The organism is Streptomyces sp. NPDC037273 (genome assembly GCF_055603625.1).
In genome coordinates this window covers 267,346-290,995 of record NZ_JBVJVO010000007.1, presented here as the reverse complement: position 1 = coordinate 290,995, position 23,650 = coordinate 267,346, and the positions used below count along the sequence as shown (strand labels likewise).

The 23,650-nt window shown below is 73.9% G+C and carries 18 protein-coding genes; 4 read left to right on the top strand and 14 right to left on the bottom strand.

What is annotated here, in order from left to right; genetic code table 11:
- Positions 1-53: 53 nt before the first annotated feature.
- The 12 genes from ACZ7G1_RS20955 to ACZ7G1_RS20900 form a co-directional block, all read right to left on the bottom strand.
- Positions 54-1,448: a PP2C family serine/threonine-protein phosphatase gene (locus ACZ7G1_RS20955; protein ID WP_470872886.1), complete on the bottom strand. Its 1,395-nt coding sequence runs from the start codon at positions 1,446-1,448 to the stop codon at positions 54-56.
- 2 nt (positions 1,449-1,450) lie between these two features.
- The gene (locus ACZ7G1_RS20950; RefSeq protein WP_470872887.1) at positions 1,451-3,967 is read right to left on the bottom strand and encodes a tetratricopeptide repeat protein; all 2,517 of its coding nucleotides are present in this window, start codon (positions 3,965-3,967) and stop codon (positions 1,451-1,453) included.
- The gene (locus ACZ7G1_RS20945; protein WP_470872889.1) at positions 3,964-5,241 is read right to left on the bottom strand and encodes a coiled-coil domain-containing protein; all 1,278 of its coding nucleotides are present in this window, start codon (positions 5,239-5,241) and stop codon (positions 3,964-3,966) included. The genes ACZ7G1_RS20950 and ACZ7G1_RS20945 overlap by 4 nt, the downstream gene beginning before the upstream one ends.
- Positions 5,242-5,294: 53 nt before the next feature.
- Positions 5,295-6,326 carry a glutamate ABC transporter substrate-binding protein gene (locus tag ACZ7G1_RS20940; protein WP_470872890.1) on the bottom strand — a complete coding sequence of 344 codons (1,032 nt, stop codon included), beginning with the start codon at positions 6,324-6,326 and terminating at the stop codon, positions 5,295-5,297.
- 11 nt (positions 6,327-6,337) lie between these two features.
- The gene (locus ACZ7G1_RS20935) at positions 6,338-7,765 is read right to left on the bottom strand and encodes a hypothetical protein (protein ID WP_470872892.1); all 1,428 of its coding nucleotides are present in this window, start codon (positions 7,763-7,765) and stop codon (positions 6,338-6,340) included.
- Positions 7,766-8,073: 308 nt separating this feature from the next.
- Positions 8,074-9,063, bottom strand: a complete 990-nt coding sequence (locus ACZ7G1_RS20930) for an N-acetylglucosamine kinase (protein WP_470872894.1) — start codon at positions 9,061-9,063, stop codon at positions 8,074-8,076.
- Positions 9,054-10,319: a 6-phospho-beta-glucosidase gene (locus ACZ7G1_RS20925; RefSeq protein WP_470872896.1), complete on the bottom strand. Its 1,266-nt coding sequence runs from the start codon at positions 10,317-10,319 to the stop codon at positions 9,054-9,056. Before ACZ7G1_RS20925 ends, ACZ7G1_RS20930 begins: the two co-directional genes overlap by 10 nt.
- Positions 10,320-10,322: 3 nt before the next feature.
- Entirely contained in the window at positions 10,323-11,207 is an 885-nt protein-coding gene (locus ACZ7G1_RS20920; RefSeq protein ID WP_470872898.1) for a carbohydrate ABC transporter permease, read from the bottom strand.
- Positions 11,208-11,209: 2 nt separating this feature from the next.
- The gene (locus ACZ7G1_RS20915) at positions 11,210-12,091 is read right to left on the bottom strand and encodes a carbohydrate ABC transporter permease (RefSeq protein WP_470873354.1); all 882 of its coding nucleotides are present in this window, start codon (positions 12,089-12,091) and stop codon (positions 11,210-11,212) included.
- A 133-nt stretch (positions 12,092-12,224) separates the two neighbouring features.
- On the bottom strand, positions 12,225-13,568 hold the full coding sequence (locus tag ACZ7G1_RS20910; protein ID WP_470872900.1) for an ABC transporter substrate-binding protein: 1,344 nt from the start codon (positions 13,566-13,568) through the stop codon (positions 12,225-12,227).
- A gap of 50 nt (positions 13,569-13,618) precedes the next feature.
- Positions 13,619-14,833 (bottom strand): ROK family transcriptional regulator, encoded by a 1,215-nt coding sequence (locus ACZ7G1_RS20905; RefSeq protein ID WP_470872902.1) that lies wholly within the window; start codon positions 14,831-14,833, stop codon positions 13,619-13,621.
- 224 nt (positions 14,834-15,057) lie between these two features.
- A complete protein-coding gene (locus ACZ7G1_RS20900) occupies positions 15,058-16,119 on the bottom strand; it encodes a mechanosensitive ion channel family protein (protein WP_470872904.1) in 1,062 nt (353 codons plus the stop codon).
- Between the two features lie 266 nt (positions 16,120-16,385).
- On the opposite strand from ACZ7G1_RS20900, the gene ACZ7G1_RS20895 reads away from it, so the two are divergent.
- Positions 16,386-16,949, top strand: a complete 564-nt coding sequence (locus ACZ7G1_RS20895) for an HNH endonuclease (protein WP_366305888.1) — start codon at positions 16,386-16,388, stop codon at positions 16,947-16,949.
- Between the two features lie 64 nt (positions 16,950-17,013).
- Here ACZ7G1_RS20895 and ACZ7G1_RS20890 read toward each other — a convergent pair whose 3' ends face one another.
- Positions 17,014-20,118, bottom strand: coding sequence for a beta-N-acetylglucosaminidase domain-containing protein (locus ACZ7G1_RS20890; RefSeq protein ID WP_470872906.1), 3,105 nt, complete (start codon positions 20,116-20,118; stop codon positions 17,014-17,016).
- 246 nt (positions 20,119-20,364) lie between these two features.
- Between ACZ7G1_RS20890 and ACZ7G1_RS20885 the strand changes: the two genes are divergently transcribed.
- The 3 genes from ACZ7G1_RS20885 to ACZ7G1_RS20875 are packed head-to-tail and all read left to right on the top strand — an operon-like array spanning position 20,365 to position 22,926.
- Complete coding sequence (locus ACZ7G1_RS20885; protein ID WP_470872908.1) at positions 20,365-20,565, top strand: hypothetical protein; 201 nt, start codon at positions 20,365-20,367, stop codon at positions 20,563-20,565.
- A gap of 1 nt (position 20,566) precedes the next feature.
- A complete protein-coding gene (gene malQ, locus ACZ7G1_RS20880) occupies positions 20,567-22,678 on the top strand; it encodes a 4-alpha-glucanotransferase (RefSeq protein WP_470872910.1) in 2,112 nt (703 codons plus the stop codon).
- Positions 22,679-22,698: 20 nt separating this feature from the next.
- The gene (locus ACZ7G1_RS20875) at positions 22,699-22,926 is read left to right on the top strand and encodes a hypothetical protein (protein ID WP_351842950.1); all 228 of its coding nucleotides are present in this window, start codon (positions 22,699-22,701) and stop codon (positions 22,924-22,926) included.
- A gap of 95 nt (positions 22,927-23,021) precedes the next feature.
- Here the strand turns inward: ACZ7G1_RS20875 and ACZ7G1_RS20870 are convergent, their stop codons facing one another.
- Positions 23,022-23,528: a MarR family winged helix-turn-helix transcriptional regulator gene (locus tag ACZ7G1_RS20870; RefSeq protein ID WP_470872912.1), complete on the bottom strand. Its 507-nt coding sequence runs from the start codon at positions 23,526-23,528 to the stop codon at positions 23,022-23,024.
- Positions 23,529-23,650 lie beyond the last annotated feature (122 nt).

Genomic DNA, 23,650 nt, shown 5'->3' with positions numbered 1-23,650 from the left:
TGGGGGAGCTCCTCGGGGAACAGCGGTGAAGGGGCGGGGGGAGCGGCGTCCGCTCAGGCGGAGGCCGACCCCGGCGTGACGGTGAAGGGCACGAGCGCGACGGTGATGTTGTCGTGGCCCCCGCCGTCCAGGGCGTGGCCGACCAGGACCTGGGCGCCGTGCAGCGGGCGGTCCGAGGCGTCGGCGGGGACGACCCGGGCCATGTCCTCGGGGCCTTCGGCGTAGTTCCACAGCCCGTCCGTGCAGACCACCACGACACCGGAGTGGTCGGGCTTGAACGAGGCGGTGTGCGGCTCCAGTTCGTACGAGTCGGCGCCGAGCCAGCCGGTGATCGCGTGGGCGCGCTCGTCCGCGTACGCCTCGGCCTCGTTCATCAGGCCCGCGGCGACCATCTGGGCGGCCCAGGAGTCGTCCTCGGTCAGCCGGACGGACTGGGTGCCGCGGTCGTCGGGCACCCAGTAGGCGCGGCTGTCGCCGACCCAGCCGACGACGAGCAGGCCGTCGGTGACGATCGAGCCGACGATGGTGCAGGCGGGGGCGTTCCGGTGGCGGTGCGGATCGTGCTCGGAGCCGTCCTGACCGGGTTCGTCCGCAAGGGAGTTGACGGCCTCGGCGGCGGCGACGATCGCCTCGTGCATGGCCTGCTGCGGGTGGGTGCCCCGGGGCAGCGCGGCGAGCAGCGAGGCGTCCGCGGCCGCGGCCGCGGCGGCGGAGGCGTCGTCGGGGCGGGTGGCCGACGACACGCCGTCGCAGACGATCGCGAGGGAGGCGCGGGAGCCGTCCGGCAGCGTCGTCGTCGAGACGGCGAAGGCGTCCTCGTTGCGGTGGTGGCGCAGGCCCCGGTCGCTCACGGCGGCGACGGGTCCGGCCTCCCGCTCCATGTGGTCGCGCTCGCGCGGCTGCGCGTGCCCGCAGTTCTCGCAGTACCCGTCCGTGTCCACCCGCCCGGCCCGGCAGGCCACGCAGAGCGCGGCGGCCGGTGCCTCGGCGGCGGGTGCGGGTGCCTGGGCGGCGGCCGGCAGCGGGTCGGCTCGCACGGCCGTACGGGGATCGGGGGCGGCCAGCTCGAAGTCGCCCCCGTCTCCGCCCCCGTCCCCACTCACGGGAGCGGCCACGGCCCCGGCCGCAGGCGAGGGCGAGGGCGGCGGCGTCGGGCCGTCGGTGCGGACCTCCACCGTGGGCAGGTCGCGGCCGCCGGAGTCGGTGGCGGGGAGGTCGCCCGGGTGCTGGGTCGCGGTGGAGAGGGAACCGGGGTCGCGGGGCGGGGCGGCCGGCCAGCTGACGGGGGTGACGATCGGCACGGTCGGGCGGTCGGGCTCGGGCCCGGCGGCCAGGACGGCCGACAGGTCGTAGCCGCAGGCCCCGCAGAACCGGTCACCCGACTCCAGCGGCTCCGCGCAGCCCGGGCAGGCGGTCAGTCCGTGCGACGGCTTCGGCTTCTGGGACATCCTCACACCCACGTCCGGGGACGGAAGCGGTTGGCCCGCTCCACCAGTTCGATCCTCTCGTCGCCCTGCTGGGCGAGCCGGGCCAGCACCCGGTACGAGCGTTCGAGGCCGAAGCGCAGTCCGCGCTCGTCCAGTTCGCTCCCGAGCAGCAGCGCGCCGCCGCCCGGTGCCGCACCGGGACTCCCGGAGAGTACCCAGTCGAGGGCCGTTCCGAGGACCTCCGTCGACAACTGCTCGCGGCGCACCGGGTCGAGACCGAAGCCCTGGAGCGCGGAGACCTGCGCGGCGGACGCCGTCAGATCGGCGCCGAGCGGCTCGTGCGCGGGGCGCCGCCGCAGCCGCGCCCGTACGGCCGCGACCCGGGCCGCCGTGTAGTGGATCGACGCCTCGGGCACGGACTCCAGAGCCTGGACGGCCCCGGCCCGGTCGCCCGCCGCGAGCCGCACCCGGGCGAGCCCGAAGGCCGCGCTGACGAAGCTCGGGTCGGTGGCCCACACCAGGTGGTAGTACTCGGCGGCGTTGTCCAGCTGGCCGAGCACCTCGGCGCAGATCCCGAGGGCCAGCTTCGGCGCCGGTTCGCCGGGGAAGGCGTCGTACACCGCGTCGAAGGCCAGCGCGGCCTGCTCGTGGTCGGCGGTCACCAGGGAGGCGACGCCCCGGTACCAGACCACCCGCCAGTCGTCCGGGTCCCGCTCCTCCAGGCCCGCGAGGGTGCGGCCGGCGGCCGGCAGGTCGCCCAGTTCCAGGTGGGCCCGCAGGGTGCGCAGCCGGAGTTCGACGGAGGGCGCCGGCGCGGCCTGGAGCGCCCCGAGCAGTTCGCCGGGGGCGGCGGCGGCGAGACCGGCGAGGAAGCCGGCGTGGGGGTCGGCCGGGTCGACGCGCGGCACGGGCAGCGCGAGCGCGGTGGCGGGGGTGTCGACCGGGGCGAGCGCCCCGCCGAGCCCGTACCCCTGGGGGGCTCCCGTCGCCGGCGGTGCCTGCGCGCGGCGGCCGCGGCGGGCGCCGAGCAGCGAGACGTCCTCCGTGAGTTCGGCGAACAGCGCGGTGTCGGTGACCCGGACCTCGGTGCCGAACAGGGTCGAGAGCGCCGGGCGCGGGCGCCCGGACTGCAGGGCCACGACCTCGCGCAGGACGCCGGTCAGCTGCTCGGCCATCTCCTGCGCGGAGGCGAACCGGCGGGCCGGGTCGGGGTCGGTGGCGCGGACGAGGAAGCGGTAGAACGACTCGTACGTCCGGAAGACCGCGATGTGCTCCGGGTCGGGCAGCGAGTCGACGAAGACGTTGGTGTAGCCCTGGAAGTCGAAGGTCATCACGGCGAGCGTGCGGGCCACCGTGTAGAGGTCGCTGGCCACGGACGGGCCGACCTCGGCGACCTCGGGCGCCTGGTAGCCGACCGTGCCGTAGATCGCGGACTCGTCGTCGTCCATCCGCCGGACCGCGCCCATGTCGATGAGCTTCAGCTGGTCCTCGGTCTGGATGGCGTTGTCGACCTTGAAGTCGCAGTAGAGCAGGTTCCGGCTGTGCAGATGGCCGAGCGCCTCCAGGGCCTCGATCCCGTACGCGCAGGCCTGTTCCACCGGCAGCGGGTCGCGGCGGCCGTCGGGGGTGCGCCGGTCGTTGGCGATCTCCTTGAGGGACTTGCCGCCGACGTACTCCATGACGATGTAGCCGTCGAGGGAGCCGGTGCGCTGGTCGAGGTGCTCGACGAAGTTGTAGATGCGGACGATGTTGGAGTGCTCGATCTCGGCGAGGAAGCGGCGCTCGGAGATCGCGGCGGCCATGGCGTCCTGGTCGCCGGTGTCGAGCAGGCCCTTGAGGACGACCCAGCGGTCGGAGACGGCCCGGTCGACGGCGAGGTAGATCCAGCCGAGGCCGCCGTGCGCGAGGCAGCCCGCGACCTCGTACTGGCCGTGGACGATGTCCCCGGCGCGCAGCTTCGGCACGAAGGAGTACGGGTGCCCGCACTTGGTGCAGAAGCCCTCGGTGCGGCCCGGCCGGTCGCCGCGCGAACGGCCCACCGGGGCGCCGCAGTCGGAACGGGAGCAGAAACGCTTCCGCTCGGGAACCTCGGCGTTATCCATCACCGCGGCCCGCGGGTCGGGACGCGGCACCTCGGGGATGGTCACCAGACCCGCCCCCAGACGGTTCCGCGCCGACTGCCCGGTCGACGAACCGGAGCTGCGCACCGACACCGAACGGGCCGTCGACGAGCCGGAGGCCCCCGACAGCGCCCGCGACAGACGGCCGGAGACCGAACGGCGGGACGTCGAGGAACGCGAGGACGCGCGCGAGGAGGCGCGCGAACCGCTCCGCGCGGAACCCGAGTCGGGCCCCCCGACACCGCCCGCGCCCTTCCCGGCCACGGCCATGCCGGTCGGCGTCGAACCGATCAGCCCCCCGGGCGCGACGACCGGCGCGAGCCCGCAGGTGTCGCAGTACAGCTCGCCGCCTCCCATGTCCTCGTACGAACCCTCGCACGAAGGACGCTGACAGCTCCCCACGCCGCTCTCCCCGTTCACCACTGCCGTCCTCCCGCGTCTCTCGGGCCGGACAGTACATCCGCCGCCGCCTGCTGGTAGCGCAGGACGGCCTGTTCCGCGACCCGCAGATCGCAGGGCGCGCTCCACAGCATCCTGCGGGCCGCGTCGTACCGCTCGATCAGCAGGGGGTCCTCCGCCGCGCCGAGCCGGGCGACCTTCGCCTTGTACGCGTCGAGCCGGCCGCGCAGTTCGGCCCGGACCGCGAGCGGCGCCGTGACCGCCGTCAGCGACTCGCGGGCCCGCAGCAGCTCGTCCTCCGCCTCCCGCTCCAGCGAGTCCAGGAGCGGTGAGAGCCGGTGCCACCGGGCGTGCCTGCGGTGCTCGGCGGCGACCGCCAGGCGCTCCTGGAGCACCGTCGGCGGTCCGCTGACGGCCGGCACCTCGGACGCGGCGATCTTCGCGAGGACCTCGCCGCGCGCCGAACGCGCCTCGGCGAGCGTCCGGTCGGCCCGCGAGAGCACGTCGCGCAGCCGCAGCAGCCGGTCCTCGGAGTCCTGCCGCACCGCCAGGACGGCCTCGATCTCCCGCCGGATGTCCTCCAGGGCCAGCGCCGCCCGGTCGTACCGCTCCGTGTCCGGACGGCCCCCGCCCGGCGCCGAACTCCCGGCCGCCGGCCGCCAGAAGGCCAGCGGGTCGGTCACCACCTGAGAGCGCAGCGAGGCCAGCTCGGCCGTGATCTCCTCAAGATCGTCCCCGGCCGGGTGCTCCCCGGGCCGCACGCCCACCGAGTGCGCGAGCGAACGCGTCCGGCCCAGCTCGGCGGCGAGCAGGTCTATCCGGGCCGGCAGCGCCGACCAGACGGCGTCGGCGGTGACGATCAGGTCGAGCGAGCCGGCGTACAGCTCGTTCATCCGCCGGACCAGGCCCTCCAGGGTGAAACGCTCGGTGAGCAGCGCCTGTTCGCCCGCGCCGCCGGCGACGAGCACGCTCTCGCCGCGCAGCCGTTCGGTCAGCTCCACCAGCTCCTCGCGGGCCGGCCAGCGGCGCCGCGCGCGCAGCTCACGGGCCTCCCGCAGGGCGGCCGTGTACACGTCGAAGCAGGTCCAGAGCAGGGTGATGGTCCGCTCGGTCGCCGCCCAGCGGTCCCGGGTGGTGCCGGTCAGCTCGGCCCCTTCGAGCAGCCGGCGGCCCGCGTGGTCCTGGAGCGCGAGGAGCGAGTCCTCGACCGCCTTGTGCTCGGCGCCGAGCCGCGCCAGCGCACGGTCCACCTCGTCCCGGTCCATCACCGGCTCAGCGGGTCCCGTGACGCCCATCGGTCACCTCTCCGTCTCCGTGTGCGGGCTGTTCGTACGGGTCGCGTGCGGGGTCACTTGTACAGCGGAGGGGGCGGGCCCGTTATCCCCGGCAGGTCCTTCTCCAGCCACTCCTTGTACGCGGCCTGCCAGGGGCCCTGCCGGTAGCCGACCAGGACCTGGTTGACCCGGCGGACCAGGTCGTCGTTGCCCAGCTTGGCCGCCACGCCGTAGTACTCCTTGGTGAACGGCTCGCCCTTGAGCTCGACCGCCGGGTCCTGGGCGGCCTGGCCGGCCGCCAGCGCGTTGTCCGTGACGACGGCGTCGACCTCGCCCATCTGGAGCCGGGCCAGACAGTCCAGCTGGTTGGGGACGGTCAGCAGGTCCTTGTCGTCCTTGGTGCCGTCGGCCTCGTCCTTGAAGAGCGCGCCGAAGGACTTCTCCTCCAGGGCGTCGTAGGCCGTGGAGCCCTCGGCGGTGCAGACCCGCTTGCCGCGCAGCGAGGAGTCGTAGCCGGTGATGTCCTTGGCGAGCTTGGGCGCCAGGACCTGCTGGCCGGCCTGGAAGTAGGCGGTGGAGAAGGCGACCTGCTCGATCCGCTTGCAGTTGATCGTCATGGTGCGCACGACGAGGTCGACCTTGCCGCTGTCGAGCGCGGCGATCCGCTGGTTGGTCGGGATCGCGCGGAAGATGATCGCGTCCGGGTCGCCGAGGAGGTCCTTGGCGATGGCCCGGGCGAGCGTGATGTCGAAGCCCTCCAGGACGCCCTTCTCCGGGTTCCGGTAGCCCCAGCGGTAGCTGGACTGGTCGACGCCGACGATCAGCTTCCCGCGGGTCTTGATCGCCTGGACCGAGGGGCCGTCCGCCGACGAGGGCGTGAGGGAGGCCTCGGGGTGCTCGCAGGTGTCCGCCTTGATCTGGACGCCGGTGCCCACGCCGGGTCCCGGCGTCCAGGGCGCGGCCGCCGCGCCGGGCCCGTCCTGGGTGAGCGGCAGCAGGGTGAGCGAGGCGGTGAGCCCGCAGGCCACGGCCATGGCGGCCACCCCGCCCCAGCCCCGCAGCCGGCCCGCCGTCCGCCGCACCAGCGGGTACGTGCCGTTCGGCATCCCGCCCCCTCTCACCGGTACTCCGACAGTCTGCGGTTGATGCCGAGGACGGCGCCCGCCGCGGCCAGGATCCCGAGGGCCGCCGCGCCGAGGGGCAGCGCGGTCAGCGCGTCCCTGGCGTCCCCGGCGGAGCGGGTGAACTCGGTCTGCTCGTGCGCGAGGGCCCGCTCCAGGGCGGCGTCGACCTGGTCGAAGGACCGGCCCGTGGACTCCTTCGCGCCGATGATCCGGGCGAGGGCGCCCTCGTAGTCACCGGACTCGTCCTTGGCCCGGGCCTCCTTGTGGCGCTCGCGCCACTCGGCGGCGCGGGTGGCGGACTCGTCGACCGGGCCGCGCCCGGCGTCGTCGTCGGCCCGCTCGCGGGCCGCGGCGAGCGCGTCCGTGAGGGCGCCCATGCTCGCCGTGTACTCGGCCTCGTACTTGTCGTTCTTGCCGTCCTCGGTGAGGACGGCGCCGCGGGCGACCAGCGTCAGGTTCTCGTTGGCGCGGGCCGTGAGCGAGCTGATCCGGGCGGTGTTGAGGACCTGGAGGGACTCCTGGCCGTGCACCCGCGCGCTGTCGAGGCCGGCGCGCGCGACGGTGTGCGCGGCGAGCACCCAGAGCAGGACGGCGGCGGTCGCGGCGGTGGCGGCGAGCAGTCCGTGGTTGAACACCCGGTTGGTCCGGGCGTAGTTGCGGCGCTGGGCCCACACCAGGACGCCGAGCGCGAGCAGGCCGAGCGCGAGCGACAGGAACGGCCAGGTGCGGGCCGCCTCGTCGTCCCGCTGGAGCCGTACGGTCTCCGCGGCGTAGAGCCGCTCGGCGGCGGGCAGCAGGGTGCCGGCCATCTGCTGGTTGGCGTACCGCAGATAGGCGCCGCCGAGCGGCAGGCCCTGCCGGTTGGCGGCGCGGGCGCGCTCGACCAGGCCGGTGTAGCGCGGGAGCTGTTCGTTGAGGGTGGTGATCTCGCGGGCCGACTCCGGGGAACCGTGCGTGTTCGCCGCGGCCTTGACGAGCAGCCGGGAGGCGGTGGTGATGTCCCGGGTGTAGCGCGCGCGGGACTCGGCGGGCTCCAGGGTGCCGGCCAGGAAGCCGCTGGCGGCGGTGGTGTCGGCGTCGGCGAGGGAACGGTAGATCGCGGCCGCGTCGGCGCTCAGCGGCTGGCTGCGGCCGACCACGTCGTCGGCGGCGGACGCCCGGTCCGACACCTGGAGCGCGCTGACCGCCCCGAACGCCACGACGAGCAGGGCGAGTACGGCTCCGAGGATGCGGAGCCTGCCGGGCTCGGTCGTCGCGGCCACCCGCAGCCGCTCGCGCCCCACCGCCCAGGCGCCGGGGCCCGAGGGCGGGGTGGCGGCGGGCGCCGGCGACGGCTGCGCGGGCACCGAGCCCGGGCGCGCGGGCGCCTGTGCCGTGCCCCGCGCCGCCGGGGCGGCGGGCCCGTTCGGCGGGTGTGTCACTGGACCTCCCCCTCGGTCGCTGACGTCGGCCGGCCCGTCCGGCGTGCCGGTGGCGACCGGTTCCGGTGGACGACCACCCGGCCAGCAGTATGGCCTCAGGGGGCCCTCCGCACACCGGGATTGACTCGATCTTGTTCCTATCGTGCCCCATGCCCCCGGCACATCCGCAGGCGAACCCCCTCACAGTGAATACGCCGCCCGGCGAAGATCGGTTCCCTTTCGGCCACCCCACGAACGGGTGAACATGCGTGCGGGGTGCCTCGCCGGGACGACGAGACACCCCGCGAGACACCCCGCGCGCACGGCCCTCAGGCCCCGTAGTGCTCCCGCAGCCGGGCCTTGGCCTCCGGCCCGGCCCCGTCCGCGTCCAGGGCGAGCAGCCCCGCGCCGAGCACCGGCGGCGCGGTCACGAAGCCGACCACGGCCTTCGGCGCCCGGGCCGCGAGGACGTCGAGGATCCGCCGCTCCAGCTGCGGGTGGCGGGCGGCGAGCACGCTGCCGCCCAGCATCACCGGCGCCTCCTCGTGGTGCAGCCCGAGCCGGCGCAGCGCCACGTACGCCATCGCGACCACCTCGTCGGCGAGCCGGTCCACGAGCGATCCGGCCACCGGGTCGCCCGCGGCCGCGACCGCGAAGAGCACCGGCGTCAGCTCGTGCCGCCGCTCCGGCGGGATCCGGCCCAGGTGCAGCGCCTCGATCAGCGCGTACATCGACTCAAGGCCGAAGTGCGCGGGCAGCGCGCCGGCGAGGGCGGTCTCCAGGCCGCGCCCGTCCTCGGCGCGCGCGGCGAACCACAGGGCCTCGTCGGCGAGTCCGCCGCCGCCTCCCCAGTCGCCGGAGATCTTCCCGATCGCCGGGAAGCGCGCGGTCCGCCCGTCCGGGGTCATCCCGACGCAGTTGATCCCCGCCCCGCACACCACCGCGACGCCCCGGGGCTCGTCGAGCCCGGCCCGCAGGATGGCGAAGGTGTCGTTGTGCACCGTGACGGCACCGCTCCAGCCGCGCGCGAGGAGCGCGTCCCGGAGACCGGCCTCCTCCACGGGCAGGTCGGCATTGGCGAGACAGGCCGTGACCTGGGCGAACGTCGGGGAGAGCCCGGCGCCGCCGGCCGCGTCCCAGGCCCGCCCGACGATCTCCGCCAGGATGTCGACGGCCGTCTCCACCCCCACCACGGGGGGCTGGAACCCGCCGCCGCGCGCCGCCCCGAGGACGTTGCCGTCCCGGGAGAGGACCGCGACGTCGGTCTTGCTGTTCCCCGCGTCGATCGCGAGGAGGACGCCGTCCGGGTTCACGCCCACGCGAGGTGCTCCCGGTTGTGCGCGATCAGCCGGTCGGTGAGCCCGTCGGCGTACGCGTACTGCCCGACCAGCGGGTGGGCGAGCAGCGCCTTGAACACCCGGTCGCGGCCGCCGCGGAGCGCCGCTTCGAGCGCCAGGTCCTCGTAGGCCGTGACGTTGGCGATCAGGCCGGCGTACAGCGGGTCCACCGGCGCGACCGGCAGCGGCGTGGCGCCGTGCTCGCCGACCGCCGCCTGCGTCTCGATGACGGCGTCGTCCGGCAGGAACGGCAGCGTGCCGTTGTTGTACGTGTTCACCACCTGGTACGGCGAACCCGCGCCGCCCAGCAGGGACGCGGCCAGGTCCACGGCCGCCTCCGAGTAGAAGGCGCCGCCGCGCTTGGCGAGCAGTTCCGGCTTCTCGTCGAGCGCCGGGTCCCCGTACATCTCCAGGAGCTCCCGCTCCATCGCGGCGACCTCGGCGGCCCGGGAGGGCTTCGCGCCGAGCTCCCGCACCACCTCGTCGTGCGCGTAGAAGTACCGCAGGTAGTACGAGGGGACGACGCCGAGCCGGTCGACGACCTCGCGCGGCAGGCGGAGGTCCTCGGCGACCGCGTCGCCGTGCTCGGCGAGCAGCCGGGGCAGCACGTTCTCGCCCTCGGGGCCTCCGAGGCGTACCGCCCGCTCCCAGGTCAGGTGGTTGAGCCCGACGTGGTCGAGGTGGACGTCGGCCGGGTTCACGCCGAGCAGCCTGGCGAACTTCCGCTGGAAGCCGATGGCCACGTTGCACAGGCCGACGGCCTTGTGCCCGGCCTGGAGCAGCGCGCGCGTGACGATGCCGACGGGGTTGGTGAAGTCGATGATCCAGGCGTCCGGGTTGGTGCGCCGGACCCGTTCGGCGATGTCCAGGACCACCGGGACCGTGCGCAGCGCCTTGGCGAGGCCGCCGGCGCCGGTGGTCTCCTGGCCGACGCAGCCGCACTCCAGCGGCCAGGTCTCGTCCTGCTGCCGGGCGGCCTGCCCGCCGATCCGCAGCTGGAGCAGGACGGCGTCGGCGCCCTCCACCCCGGCGTCGAGGTCGGTGGTGGTGACGATCTTCCCCGCGTGGTCCTGCTTGGCGAAGATGCGCCGGGCGAGACCGCCGACGAGCTCGAGGCGCTCGGCGGCCGGGTCGACGAGGACGAGTTCGGTGATGGGCAGGGTGTCGCGCAGCCGCGCGAATCCGTCGATCAGTTCGGGGGTGTAGGTCGAACCGCCCCCCACGACAGTGAGCTTCATCTCTCAGCCCTTCACTCCGGTCAGTGTGACTCCCTCGACGAACGCCTTCTGGGCGAAGAAGAACACGAGGATCACGGGGGCCATGACCAGTACGGTCGCGGCCATGGTCAGGTTCCAGTCGGTGTGGTGCGCGCCCTTGAAGGACTCCAGGCCGTAACTGAGCGTCCAGGCCGTCGCGTTCTCGGAGGCGTAGATCTGCGGCCCGAAGTAGTCGTTCCAGCAGTAGAAGAACTGGAACAGGGCCACGGCGGCGATGCCGGGCTTCGCCATCGGGAGCACGACCTTGACGAGCGTGCGGAACTCGCCGCAGCCGTCGATCCTGGCGGCCTCGACGTACTCGTTGGGGATGGTCAGCAGGAACTGGCGGAGCAGGAAGATCGCGAAGGCGTCGCCGAAGGCCATCGGGATGATCAGCGGCCACAGCGTCCCGGAGAGGTCCATCTGCTTCGCCCAGAACAGGTACATCGGGATGATCACGACCTGCGGCGGCAGCATCATCATCGAGATGACGAGCAGCAGCGACAGGTGCCGGCCGCGGAAGCGGAACTTGGCGAGCGCGTACGCCACGGGGATCGAGGACACCACCACGAGGACGGTGCCGAGTCCCGCGTAGAGCAGCGAGTTCTTCCACCAGGTGAGGAAGCCGGGCGTCTCCAGGACCTTGACGTAGTTGTCCCAGTGCCAGGAGTTCGGCGTCAGGTCCCGGGTCAGGGCCTGGTCGTCGCTCATCAGGGAGGTCAGGAGGACGAAGACGAACGGGAGCACGAAGAACAGGGCGGCGGCGATGCCGAGCGAGTGCACGGCGATCCAGTGCAGCAGCGACCTGCGGCGGGCCCGCTTCTCGGCGGGGCTCGCCGCGGCCTTGACGGGGGCGGTTGCGGTCGTCATGGTCAGTCACCCGAGCCGATCAGGCCGCCGCGCCGGCGCATGAGCAGCGCGGTGAAGGCCATGGAGAGTGCGAAGAGCACGAGCGCCACTACGCAGGCCGCGCCGTAGTTGAACTGGCTGAAGCCGAGGCTGTAGACCAGCTGCGGGAGGGTCAGGGTGGAGTCGTCCGGGTAGCCGGGCTGGAAGGCCTCGCCGGAGCCGCCCACCTTGCCCGAGGCGACCTTCGCGGCCACGATCGGCTGCGTGTAGTACTGCATCGCGCCGATGATCCCGGTGACGACCGCGAAGAGCACGATCGGCGAGATGTTCGGCAGGGTGATGAAGCGGAACCGCTGCCAGGGGGAGGCCCCGTCGAGTTCGGCGGCCTCGTACTGCTCCTTGGGCACGTCGAGCAGCGCGGCCATGAAGATGACCATCAGGTCGCCGACGCCCCAGACGGCGAGGACCGTGAGGGCGGGCTTGGCCCAGTCGGCGTCGTTGAACCAGGAGGGGGCGGGGACGCCGACCGCCTCCAGGAACGAGTTGACCGGCCCGGTGCCGGGGTTGAGCAGGAAGACGAAGGCGAGCGTGGCGGCCACCGGCGGGGCCAGGTAGGGCAGGTAGAAGAGGGTGCGGTAGATCCCGGCGCCCGTCTTGATCTTGGTGATCAGCATGCCGACGCCGAGGCCGAAGACGACCCGGCAGGTCACCATCACGACGGCGAGCCAGAGGGTGTTCTGCATCGCCGGCCAGAACTTCGGCATGTCCGAGAAGACGTACGTCCAGTTGTCGAGGCCCCGCCACGTGGGAGCGTTGAGGCCGTCGTACTTCATGAACGAGAAGTACAGCGTGGAGACCAGCGGGTAGGCGAAGAAGAAGCCGAAGCCGATCAGCCAGGGCGACATGAACAGCGCGGTGCGCAGCGCGTTGCGCCGGCGCTTGGACCGCAGGGTGTTCCGCGGCCCCGGGGAGGCGGCGGCCGGGGCGGCCGCCTCCTTCGCGGGCAGGGTGTCCGTGCTCATGAGGGGAGTCCGGCCGTCACTTCGCCGCGGCGATGTCGCGGTCGATCTGGGCCGCCGTGTCGGCGAGGGCCTTCTTCAGGTCCGGGACCTGGCCCTTCTCGTACTTGTGGGCCAGGGCGGAGAGGGTCTCCTGGTAGGCGGCGCCGTTCACCGCGCCGTCCATGGTGGTGGACTCGGGGTGTCCCGCGATGGTCAGGAAGGTCTTGAAGCGCTCGTCGAACTTCAGGTTCGGGGACTTCAGCGCCTCGAAGGTGGAGGGGACGTTCCCGATGCCGTTGGCGAAGTTCACCACCGCATCGGTGTCGGTCGTCATGTACTTGACGAGCTCCCAGGCCGCGTTCTGCTTGGTGCTCTGCGGCGCGATGCCCATGATCGTGCCGGAGAGGTAGCCCTTGCCGTACTCGGCGATCTCGTCGTCGGCGACCGGCATCGGCGCGACGCCGACGTCGAACTTCACCTTGGCGTCCTTGATGAAGTTGAGCCGCCACTCGCCGTCCAGCTGCATGGCGACCTGGCCGGTGTGGAAGGGGTGCTTGGCGCCCCACTCGTCGCCGAAGGTGGTGCGGTACTTGTCGAGCTTCGCGAAGCCGCCGAGCGAGTCCACCAGCGACTTCTGGTAGGTCATCATCTCGGCGAAGGCCGGGTCCTTGCCGATGTTCGACTTGCCGTTGTCGTCGAAGTAGTCGTGGTCCCACTGGGACATGTAGTGCTCGACGACCGTCTCGTAGCCGAGGTAGTTCGGCATGAAGCCGAGCTGCTCGTAGGTGTCGCCCTTGCTCTTGGTGAGCTTCTTGGCGACCTTGGCGAACTCGGACCAGGTCTTCGGCGGGGCCTCCGGGTCGAGGCCGGCGGCCTTGAAGGCGTCCTTGTTGTAGTAGAGCCCGTACGCGTCGGAGAGCAGCGGCAGGGCGCAGCGCTTGCCCTCGAACTGGGTGTACTCCTGGAGGACCTTCGGGAAGGTCTTGTCGAGGTCCAGCTTGGACTTCTCGATGAAGGGCTTGAGGTCGGTGAGGGCGCCCGAGGCGCAGAACTTGCCGACGTTGGAGGTGGTGAACGAGGAGACGACGTCGGGTCCGTTCGAGCCGCCGGCGCGCAGGGCCTGGCCCAGCTTCTCGTCGTTGATGTTGCCGACGACCTTCACCTTGATGTTCGGGTGGGCCTTCTCGAACCGGGCGACGTTGTCCTCGATCGCTTTGACCTCGGCGGGGGCCGACCAGCCGTGCCAGAAGGTGATGGTGGTCTTGGCGTTGGGGTCGTCGGAGGCCTTGTTGTTCGCGGAGCCCGTACAGGCGGAGGCGAAGAGGGCTATCGAGGCGGTGGCGGCGAGCGCTGCGGCGGCTCTGCGCGGGCGTACGGGCATGACGGTGTCTCCCTGGGGCGGGGTCGGGTGGCGGAGAGGTGCGGGGACGGTCAGCGCGAGGTGTCGAAGACCTCGTCGCGCGTGGTGGCCAGGGCGCTTTCGAGGGCGCCGCGCAGGACGGGGGTCCGGCGTACGGCGGAGAGGACGAGCCGCGGCCGGGAGGGCGCCAGGTCGGCGAGTTCCGACTGGACGCGGGCGCGCAGGGGTTCGCCGCCGGGGACGAGGGCGTCTCCGGACAGCACGATCAGTTCGGGGTCGAGGACGGCGACGATCGCGGCGAGGCCGGTGGCGAGGCGCTCGGCGTACCGGTCGAGCAGTTCCGCGTACCGGGGGTCGTCCTCGTGGGTCTCGGCGGCCCGGGACAGCAGCCCGGTCACCACCGGTACGAAGGGGTGGTCGGGCGACTCGATCCCGGCGGCGCGGGCGATCCGGGGTACGGACTGGATGCCGGCGAGCTCCTGGAAGCCGCCGGAGTTGGCCTTGGTGACCTGGCGCACGAGCGGGGTGCCGGGCACGGGCAGGAAGCCGAGCTCGCCCGCGCCGCCGGTGAAGCCGCGGTGCAGCCGTCCGCCGATGACCAGGGCGGCGCCGAGGCCCTGCTCGTTCCACAGCAGGACGAAGTCGTCGTGGCCGCGGGCGGCGCCGACCCGCTGCTCGGCCACCGCGACGAGGTTGACGTCGTTCTCGTACTCGAACGGCATGGGCAGGGCCGCGGCCAGTTCCTCCAGGAGGGTGGGGGAGTGCCAGCCGGGCAGGTGGGAGGCGTACCGCAGGCGCCCGGTGGCCGGGTCGAAGGCGCCGGGGGTGCCGATGACGAGCCGCCGTACGTCCTCGCCGGCGATTCCGGCGGCCTTGACGGCCCCGTCGAGGGCGTCGGTGACCTGGCGGACGACGCCGGAGGCGGAGCGGCCGGGGGTGCGGAGCTCGTACTCGCCGACGATCTCGCCCGTGATGTCGGCGACGGCGGCGTGGATGCGGTGCTGGTCGACGTCGAGCCCCGCGGCGTACGCGGCGCGCGGGTTGACCGCGTAGAGCTGGGCGTTCGGTCCCGGCCTGCCCTCGGTGGTGCCGGTGGCGACGACGAGTCCGGCCGCTTCGAGGCGGGCGAGCAGCTGGGAGGCGGTCGGCTTGGACAGGCCGGTGAGCTTGCCGATCCGGGTCCGGGAGAGCGTGCCGTGTTCGAGGAGCAGGTCCAGGGCGGCGCGGTCGTTCATGGCCCGCAGCACGCGCGGTGTGCCGGGGGTTCCCGGGGTCGTACCGGCCATGGGTCCGCACCTGTCCTTTCGTGATCGTCGGGCCATTGTGCTGCCTCGCGGCGGGCCCGTTCTCCCACGGCCCCCTCAGGAGCTCTGTTAGGAAAGTTTCCTATTCGGTTGGGAGGACGGTAAGGCGGCCGTCACGGAGGCGTCAATACCCGGGAACGCGAGACGCCCCCGAAGGCAACCAAAGCGTTACCCGCGGGGGCGTACGGCCCGGAAAGGCGGAAGAGCTACTTGGAGAGGTCCGGCTTCGGCAGCGCGCTCGCCGCCGCCGACTGCGGCGAGGTCGTCGAGGCGAACGCCGAAGGCGCCGCCATGCCCGCCGTCGGGTCGGCCGACGACTCCTCGGCCTGCGGCGGGACCCCGCCGACGATCCGGATGCCGGCCTCGTCCAGACCCCGCTTGATCCGCCAGCGCAGCTCGCGCTCCACGCCCAGCTTCTTGCCCGGCATCGTCTTCACCGAGACCCGGACGGTCATCGAATCGAGCAGCACCTCGTTGAGACCGAGCACCTCCACCGGACCCCAGAGGCGCTCGTTCCACGGCTCCTCCTTGGCCATGGCCTCGCCCGCCTCGGTGATCACCGACCGCACCTTCTCCAGGTCCTCCGTCGGCCGGACGGTCACGTCCACGCCCGCCGTCGCCCAGCCCTGGCTGAGATTCCCTATCCGCTTGATCTCGCCGTTGCGCACGTACCAGATCTCGCCGTCGACGCCCCGCAGCTTCGTCACCCGCAGGCCCACCTCGACGACCTCGCCCGAGGCCACGCCCGCGTCCACCGAGTCACCGACGCCGTACTGGTCCTCCAGGATCATGAAGACGCCGGAGAGGAAGTCCGTCACCAGGTTCCGCGCGCCGAAACCGATCGCCACACCGGCCACACCGGCCGAGGCGAGCAGCGGCGCCAGATCGATGTTGAACGCGCCGAGGACCATCAGCCCCGCCGTGCCCAGGATGAGGAAGGACGCGACCGAGCGGAGGACCGAACCGATCGCCTCCGAGCGCTGCCGGCGCCGCTCCGTGTTGACGAGCAGACCGCCCAGCGCCGTCCCCTCCACGGCCTGCGCCGAGCGGTTCATCCGCTCGATCAGCTTCGTCAGGGCTCGGCGGACGGCCATCCGCAGCAGCAGGGCGACGACGAGGATCAGCAGGATGCGCAGGCCGGTGTTCAGCCAGGTGGACCAGTTCTCCTCCACCCAGCCGGCCGCGTTCGTCGCCTTCTCCGCCGCCTCGTCCAAGGTCACCGGAATGGGTTCGGGATCGGTGGCAGCCCCTAGGGCGGACCAGGACACGGGGAAACCTCCAGGTTCGCGTACGCAGGCCCTCCACACTAACGGGGCATCGGACATGGTCCTGTTGCCGTGTTCGAGGGAGAGACCGACCTCACCTGGGCAAGTAAGAGGCAGGTAAGAGGAGGAGACACCGATGTGGTCGAGAACACTTCCGGCCCGTCACCCCGATCCCGATACGTGGTGGCGCTCCGACCAGGCCTGAGGAGAAACTGAGAGCAGTTCGTCCCGGCGCGAGCCACGCGCCGCCGGCGTCATAGGAGGCATCCGTGCCGCATGTCCTGGTCCTCAACGCGTCGTACGAGCCACTCGGCGTCGTACCGCTCCGCCGCGCACTCGTCCTCGTCCTTGAGAACAAGGCCCTCTGCCTTGAGGAGTCCGGCGCCTTCCTGCACAGCGAGACCCAAGTCCTCCCCGCGCCCAGCGTGGTGCGACTGAAGCGCTTCGTGCGGGTCCCCTACCGGGGGCCCGTTCCCTTGACCCGCAGAGCCCTCTTCGCGCGCGACGGCGGGCGCTGCGTGTACTGCGGGGGCGTCGCCACCAGCGTCGACCACGTCATCCCGCGCAGCCGCGGGGGCACGCACGCCTGGGACAACGTGGTGGCGGCCTGCCGCCGCTGCAACCACGTCAAGGCCGACCGGCACCTCCGCGAGATCGGCTGGCGGCTGCGCCATCAACCGGCCCCGCCCTCCGGCCTGGCCTGGCGGATCATCGGGACCGGACACCGGGACCCCCGCTGGCTGCCGTACCTCCAGCCGTACGGTGCCGAGGACGTGATGGCCCGGATCGACTCCGTCGCCGACGCCCCCGTGAGGGCGCTGACGACGGGTTGAGCCGGGCCTTTCGCGTACGGGCGTACGGGAAGGGCCCCGGCCCCGCGCAGGAGCGGCGTGCCCCTCAGGGGGCGGGCCGCTCCTCCGCCGTGTCCTCCGGCGCCACCGCGTAGGTCTCCACCGACCAGAGGGAGTAGCCGAACCGGGTGGCCCGCCCGTCCCCCTGCACCCGCAGGAAGCGGGTGCCGGCCGCGTCCATCCGGACCGACTCCCGGCCGCCCCGGCCGTCCGTGACCGTCGCCGCCGTACGCCACACCCGCCCGTCGGCGGACACCTGGACGCGGTAGCGGGAGGCGTACGCGTCCTGCCAGTGCAGCACCACCTGCCCTATCCGGGCCGGCTCGGCCAGCTCAAGCTGCCACCAGGCGCCGTCCTCCGCCGGCGAGGACCAGCGGGTCGCCGGATCGCCGTCCACCGCCGACGCGGCCGGGAAGTCCGGGGTCTCGTCGCCCGAGGACGAGGCCTTCGCCGCCCGCGCCAGGTCCGGCCCGGCCGTACGCGGGAACGCCCGCACGGTCAGCACCCGCTCCTCGCCCGCGAACGACACCGGCACCCGGTACGAGCCGGCCGGCACGTCCGCGCCCACCGACACCTCCAGGGGCACGCTCGTCCGCGCCCCGCGCTCCACGGCGGCCTCCTTGGGGAGCCGGACCGCGATCCCCTTCGGGGCCTTCGCCGTCAGCGCCCCGCGCACCTCGTCCGCGCGCAGGCCCGACAGCTCCACGTCCACCCGCCGCGCGGGACCGCCGATCTCCGCGTCGGTCTCCGTACGGGCCAGGGCGAGGCCGGCCCGCGGCCCGTCCGCGAACCACGGCACCAGGGAGCGCACCCCGGGGTCCCGCCCCCCGCCGCTCCACACCACGCGGAGCGCCTCGGCCCGCAGGCCCTTCAGACCGGTCTGCGTCCAGCCGGAGGCGGCCAGCGGACCGAGCGGGCGCCAGCCCTCCCCGGGGACATACGCCTCCACGCGCGCGTCCGTGCCCGCCCGCGCGTCCGTCCCCGGCCGCGGCTCTCGCGGCCGGGAGAGGACCGTCAGCGCCGCCACGGGCCGCGCCCGGTCGAGCCGCACCGTGTACGAACCGGGGGCGCGGTCGGCCCGCGCCGCGGACGGGCGGTCGGCGCCCGTCCAGGCCGCCGACTCCGCCACCGCGCGGGTGAGGAAGGGATCGAGCACCCCCGCCCCGACCGTCACCCGGCCCGCCGACAGCGCCTCCCGCAGCGGCTCCAGGGCCAGCTGCGCCCGCCAGGCCGCCGCGCCGTCGCCGCGCGACTGGGCGAGCAGCATGTCGACGGCCGTCTCGCCGGCCTCGCCGTACCGGGCGAGCTGTTCGAGCCAGGGGCCCGTCTCCTCGCCGAGGGCGGAGCCCGCGAGCCGCTCCGGGGCCCGGCGCATCACCGTGAACGCGGCCCGCAGCTCGCGCGCCGCCCGCTCCCGCGCGGCCGTGCCCGCCGGGGTGCCGGGGGCGGTCCGCGAGGACCAGAACGCGGCGAGCAGCGGCTTCAGATAGGCCGATTCGCCCTTCGGGTCGAGGATCGACGAGGCGCCGTTCCCGGCGAGCGCCCCCAGCGCCGCGCGAACGGCGGGATCGGGGCCCGCGAGGTCGTCGACGGCGGCCCGCCAGGACTCGCGCGGACGGTAGCCCCGCGGGTTCCAGGCGTAGTCGGCGGCGGTGAAGAGCGGGACGCGGGAGGCCGCCGGCTGCTCCATGGCGTGGGCGAGGTAGGCGGCGGAACCGGCGGCCACGGCCGGCTCGCGGCCCGTGGCGGGACCCAGGAACAGCCGGTCCTGCGCGTAGTCGTTGACCGGGTAGTTGTCCATGGTGACCAGCGGACGGCTGCCCAGGGCCGCGCGGGTCCCGGCCAGTTCGCCGCCGGTGATCGTGCGCGGGACGACGCCGACGCCCGTCCACGCCACCCGCACCTCCGCGTCCAGCGCCCGGGCGAGCCCGGTGCGGTAGGCGGTCGCGCCCTCCTGGTAGTACTCCGTCGGCATCACCGTCAGCGGCTCGGCGCCCGGATGGCGCTCGGCAAGGTGCCGGGCCAGGGCGTTCGCCACGCGCGCGTGCGCGGCGGCCGCGGCCGCGGGACCCCGCCCGAAGGCGTCGGCGTCCTTGTCGCAGTGCCACTCGTCGTACGAGGCGTCCTGGAACTGGAGCTGGAAGAACCGCACCCCCAGCTCCCACATGGCGTCCACCTTCCGCGTCAGCGCCGCCACGTCACCGCCCGACGCCAGGCACATCGACTGGGCCGGCGCCACCGCCCAGCCGAGCGTCACACGGCGGGCGCGGGCCCGCTCGGCGAGCGCCAGGAACTCCCGCCGCTGCTCGGCCGGATAGGTCTCGCGCCACTGCGCCCTGCGGTACGGGTCGTCCCCGGGCGCGTACAGATAGCGGTTCTGCTTGGTGCGGCCGAGGAAGTCGAGCTGGGCGAGCCGCTGCTCCAGGGTCCAGGGCGTGCCGTAGAAGCCCTCGGTGATGCCGCGCTCGGCCGTGCCGGGCCAGTCGCGGACGACGACGCCGGGGACCTCGCGGCCGGTGCCGACGAGCTGCCGGAGCGTCTGCACGGCGTGGAACAGGCCGTCCTCGCCGACCCCGTCCAGGACGACCGTCTCGCGCCCCTGGTGGCGACCGGTCGCGAGCCGGTACCCGCCGCGCGGCAGATCCAGCCGCTCCGGCACCCGCAGGGCCGTCAGGGCGGCCTCCGCGCCCTCGCCGGACGGCCCCGCGAGCCGCAGGACGGGCCCCCGGCCCGGCAGACCGGCGTGCACGGTCCGCACCCCCGCGGCCCGGAGCAGCTCCCGCAGCTCCGCCACCGCGTACGGATCGGCGTCCGCGTCCGCGAGCAGGGTCACCTCGTCCCCGAGGCGCACGGAGGGCCCGGCGGCCGTCAGCGACTGCGGCCGGGGCCAGACGGCGGGCGGCGCCGCGGTGGTGACGGAACCCGCGTGCCGGGCGGAACCCGTCCGCTGGGCGGGAACCGTCCGGTTCGGAGGAACGGCCGGTGGCGCGGGGGTCGCGGGGGCCGTGGGGCTCGCTCCCGGAGACCCGGGTGCCGCCGGCGCCGCCGCCGGGAAGGCGTACACCGGGCCCGGTGCGGCGCCGCCCAGGAAGCCGCCGATGACGGCGGCGGCGACGGCCGTCGCGGTCCCTTTCCTGCGCCCGAGGTGCACGGGGTCTCCCTTCGGACAGGCCCGGCCGCTCCGCCGGTTGGTCACGAGTGGGTCACGAGCCCACCACCCGCCGGACGGACGTGTCAATGCGAGGGGGCGATGTGTCGCCTTTGCCCGGCGAGCCGTCGGCGAGGTGACGTCACTTCGCCACGCTCCGCCGGTAAAACGAGGTGCGGTGGGTAGGGCTCAGTGGCACGCCCCGGGCCTGCCCAGGCCTCACCTGTCGAGACGAACCGGGAGACCCCCGTGACCACGACCGCCCGCCACCTCGGACGGATACGCGTTCCCCAGCAGGCCGCGCCGAGCGGAGCGCCGCTGACCAGCGAACCGCCGCTGCCCGACGCCGCGCCCCTCACCAGCGAACCGCCGCTGACCGAGGCGGCCCCCCTCACCAGCGAGCCCACCGCCCCCGGCAGCGCGGGTGGCACGGAGTCCCCCGGAGTGTGAAGTGACCCTGGCCCGTCTCGCCGCCCGTCACGGCGTCGCCACCGCGTACAGCCCTTCCGAAGGCGTCACCGTGCCCGTGCCCGACGCCACCGTGGTCGCCGTCCTCGGCGCCCTGGGCGTCGACGCGGCCACGCCGGAGGCGGTCGCCGCCGCCCTCGGCGCGGCGGAACGGGCCGACCGGGACCGCCTGTTGCCGCCCACCCTGGTCCACCACCGGGGCGGCGAACCCCTCGGCCCGCCGGACGGCCTGCCCGCGGGCACCCGGCTGCGGGTCACCACCGAGGAGGGCGCCGTCCTCACCGGCCGGGACTGGGAGCGGCTGCCCCTCGGCGTCCACACCGTCCTGGCCCAGGCCCCCGACGGACGCACCGCCACCAGCGCCCTGATCGTCAGCCCCGCGCGCGTGCCCGCGCCCGAGCGGCGCGCCTACGGACTGCTCGTCCAGCTCTACTCGCTGCTCTCCAGCCGCTCCTGGGGCATGGGCGACCTCGGTGACCTGCGCGAACTCGCGAGCTGGGCGGGCCGCACGCACGGCGCCGGCTTCGTCCAGGTCAACCCGCTCCACGCGGGCGTGCCCGGGGCTCCCACCGACCCCTCCCCGTACCGCCCCTCCTCGCGCCGCTTCCCGGACCCCGTCCATCTGCGGATCGAGGAGATCCCCGAGTACGCCCTGGTGGGCCCCGAGCGCCGGGAGGAGCTCGACCGGATCCTCGCCGACGCCGCCGAACTGCGCGAACGGGTCCTCGGCAAGGGCGCCCTGATCGACCGGGACGCGGTGTGGGAGGTCAAGCGGCGGGCCCTGGAGCTCGTCGTCGGGAGCGTCGACCTCGGCCCGGGCCGGCGCGCCGACTTCCACGACTTCCTCGCCGACCGGGGCCGCGCCCTGGAGGACCACGCCACCTACCAGGCCATCGCCGAGCGGCACGGCCACCACTGGCGCGCCTGGCCCGAGGAGCTGCGCGGGCCGCGCACCGCCGAGGCCGCCGTGCGCGCCGACCCGGAGCTCGCCGCCCGGGTCGACTTCCACTGCCGGCTCGCCTGGCTGACGGACCGGCAGCTGGCCGACGCCGCCGCGGCCGCCCGCGAGGCGGGGATGGCGGTCGGGATCGTGCACGACCTGGCCGTCGGCGTCCACCCGGAGGGATCGGACGCCTGGGCCCAGCAGGACGCCTTCGCGGCCGGCATGTCGGTCGGCGCCCCGCCCGACGCCTTCAACTCCCGGGGCCAGGACTGGGGCCTGCCGCCCTGGCGCCCCGACGCCCTCGCCGCCGCCGGCTACGCCCCGTACCGAGGTCTCCTGCGCGAACTCCTGCGCCACGCGGGCGCGCTGCGCATCGACCACGTCATGGGCCTGTTCCGGCTCTGGTGGGTGCCCGAGGGCCACGAGCCCACCGACGGGACCTACGTCCGCTACGACGCCGACGCGATGCTCGCCGTCCTCGTCCTCGAAGCGCACCGGGCCGGCGCGCTCGTCATCGGCGAGGACCTCGGCACGGTCGAGCCGGGCGTACGGGAGGAGCTGGCCCGGCGCGGGGTGTTCGGCACCTCCGTGCTCTGGTTCGAGCGGGACTGGGCGGGCACCGGCCGCCCGCTGGCCCCGGCGGACTGGCGCCCCGAGTGCGTCGCCACCGCCACCACCCACGACCTGCCCCCCACCGCCGCCCGGCTCTCCGGCGACCACGTCGCCCTGCGCCACCGGCTGGGCCTGACCGACGGCGACCCGGAGCACGACCGGGCGGCGGACGCGGCCGAGACCGCCGAGTGGCTCGGCCTCTTCCAGCGCCTCGGGCTGCTCTCCGAGGGGCCGGGCGACGAGGAGGCGGGCATCCGGGCCGTCCACCGGTTCCTGCTCGCCACCCCCGCCCGGATGGTGGGGCTGTGGCTGCCGGACGCGGTGGGGGACCGCAGGCCGCAGAACCTGCCGGGCACCTGGGACGAGTACCCCAACTGGCGGCTGCCGCTCGCGGGCCCCGACGGCCAGCCGCTCACCCTCGAACAGCTCGCCGCCTCGCCCCGCGCCCACGCCCTGCTGCGCGAGCTGCGCGTCCGCACGGACCGGGGCGCGGAGCCGGAGAACGCCCGTTCGGCACCCCCGGGCGCGCGGCCCGTTTAGGTGTTCGCTACTTTGGGGCCGTGGACAAGAAGAACGCCCTGCGCGCCGGTGCTGTCGCGGCCGGTACGACGCTGATGATGCTGCTCATGTCGTCCCCCGCGCTCGCGCTCACCCGCGACGACGGTGACGACCCGGCCCCCAAGCTGGAGGTCATCGAGACCCTCGGCCTGTTCGTGGCGGCCCCGCTGGTGCTGTTCCTGGTCATCGCGGGCCTGGTGATGGTGCTCGACAAGTCCAAGAAGGCGTAACCGCCTCCTGATCTCCGCCGAGGGCGCCGCACGGTTTCGTACCGTGCGGCGCCCTCGCGTGCGTTGAGCCCCCCCTCCCGGAGGGGCGAGCCGTCTCAGACCGTCGTCGCGAGCAGCTTGCGGAGCAGGCCGGTGAGCTGGGCCGCCTCGTCGGGGGTGAGCGCGGCCTCCAGGGCGGCCCGCTGCTGGGCGAGACCGGCCTCGACGGCCTGGTCGACCAGCTCCTTGCCGTGCTCGCTGAGGGTGACCCGCAGCGAGCGGCGGTCGTTCGGGTCCGGGCTGCGGGTGAGCAGTCCGGCCTTCTCCAGCTTGTCCAGACGGCCCGTCATGCCGCCGGTGGTGATCATCAGCGTCGCGGTCAGCTCGCGCGGCGACAGCGTGTACGGCTCCCCGGACCTGCGCAGGGTCGCGAGCACGTCGAACTCCCCGAGGGCCATGCCGTAGGGCGCGTACGCCTTGTCCACCTTGCCGCGCATGGCGTTGGCCAGCCGGTAGATGCGGCCGAAGACGGCCATCGGCACGGTGTCCAGGTCGGGGCGTACGGCCGCCCACTGGTCGGCGATGGCGTCGACGGCGTCGTGGGCGGGGGGCTGCGTCTTCATGGGCTCAGTCTCCTCTTCCTCTCCGGTCGATGGCAAGAAAGCCACTTGCAAGTAAGTAGCTTAGTGGTAAGTTAATTACTGCCAAGCCAGTCCGGGCCGCTCGGACCGGAATCCGCAGCAAG

What these genes read in the sequence shown, in the direction of transcription:
- ACZ7G1_RS20920 (WP_470872898.1), bottom strand. Translation starts at nt 11,207, where the DNA reads ATGACGACCGCAACCGCCCCCGTCAAGGCCGCGGCGAGCCCCGCCGAG.
- ACZ7G1_RS20940 (WP_470872890.1), bottom strand. Translation starts at nt 6,326, where the DNA reads ATGCCGAACGGCACGTACCCGCTGGTGCGGCGGACGGCGGGCCGGCTG.
- ACZ7G1_RS20925 (WP_470872896.1), bottom strand. Translation starts at nt 10,319, where the DNA reads ATGAAGCTCACTGTCGTGGGGGGCGGTTCGACCTACACCCCCGAACTG.
- ACZ7G1_RS20910 (WP_470872900.1), bottom strand. Translation starts at nt 13,568, where the DNA reads ATGCCCGTACGCCCGCGCAGAGCCGCCGCAGCGCTCGCCGCCACCGCC.
- ACZ7G1_RS20905 (WP_470872902.1), bottom strand. Translation starts at nt 14,833, where the DNA reads ATGGCCGGTACGACCCCGGGAACCCCCGGCACACCGCGCGTGCTGCGG.
- ACZ7G1_RS20870 (WP_470872912.1), bottom strand. Translation starts at nt 23,528, where the DNA reads ATGAAGACGCAGCCCCCCGCCCACGACGCCGTCGACGCCATCGCCGAC.
- ACZ7G1_RS20945 (WP_470872889.1), bottom strand. Translation starts at nt 5,241, where the DNA reads ATGGGCGTCACGGGACCCGCTGAGCCGGTGATGGACCGGGACGAGGTG.
- ACZ7G1_RS20915 (WP_470873354.1), bottom strand. Translation starts at nt 12,091, where the DNA reads ATGTCGCCCTGGCTGATCGGCTTCGGCTTCTTCTTCGCCTACCCGCTG.
- ACZ7G1_RS20955 (WP_470872886.1), bottom strand. Translation starts at nt 1,448, where the DNA reads ATGTCCCAGAAGCCGAAGCCGTCGCACGGACTGACCGCCTGCCCGGGC.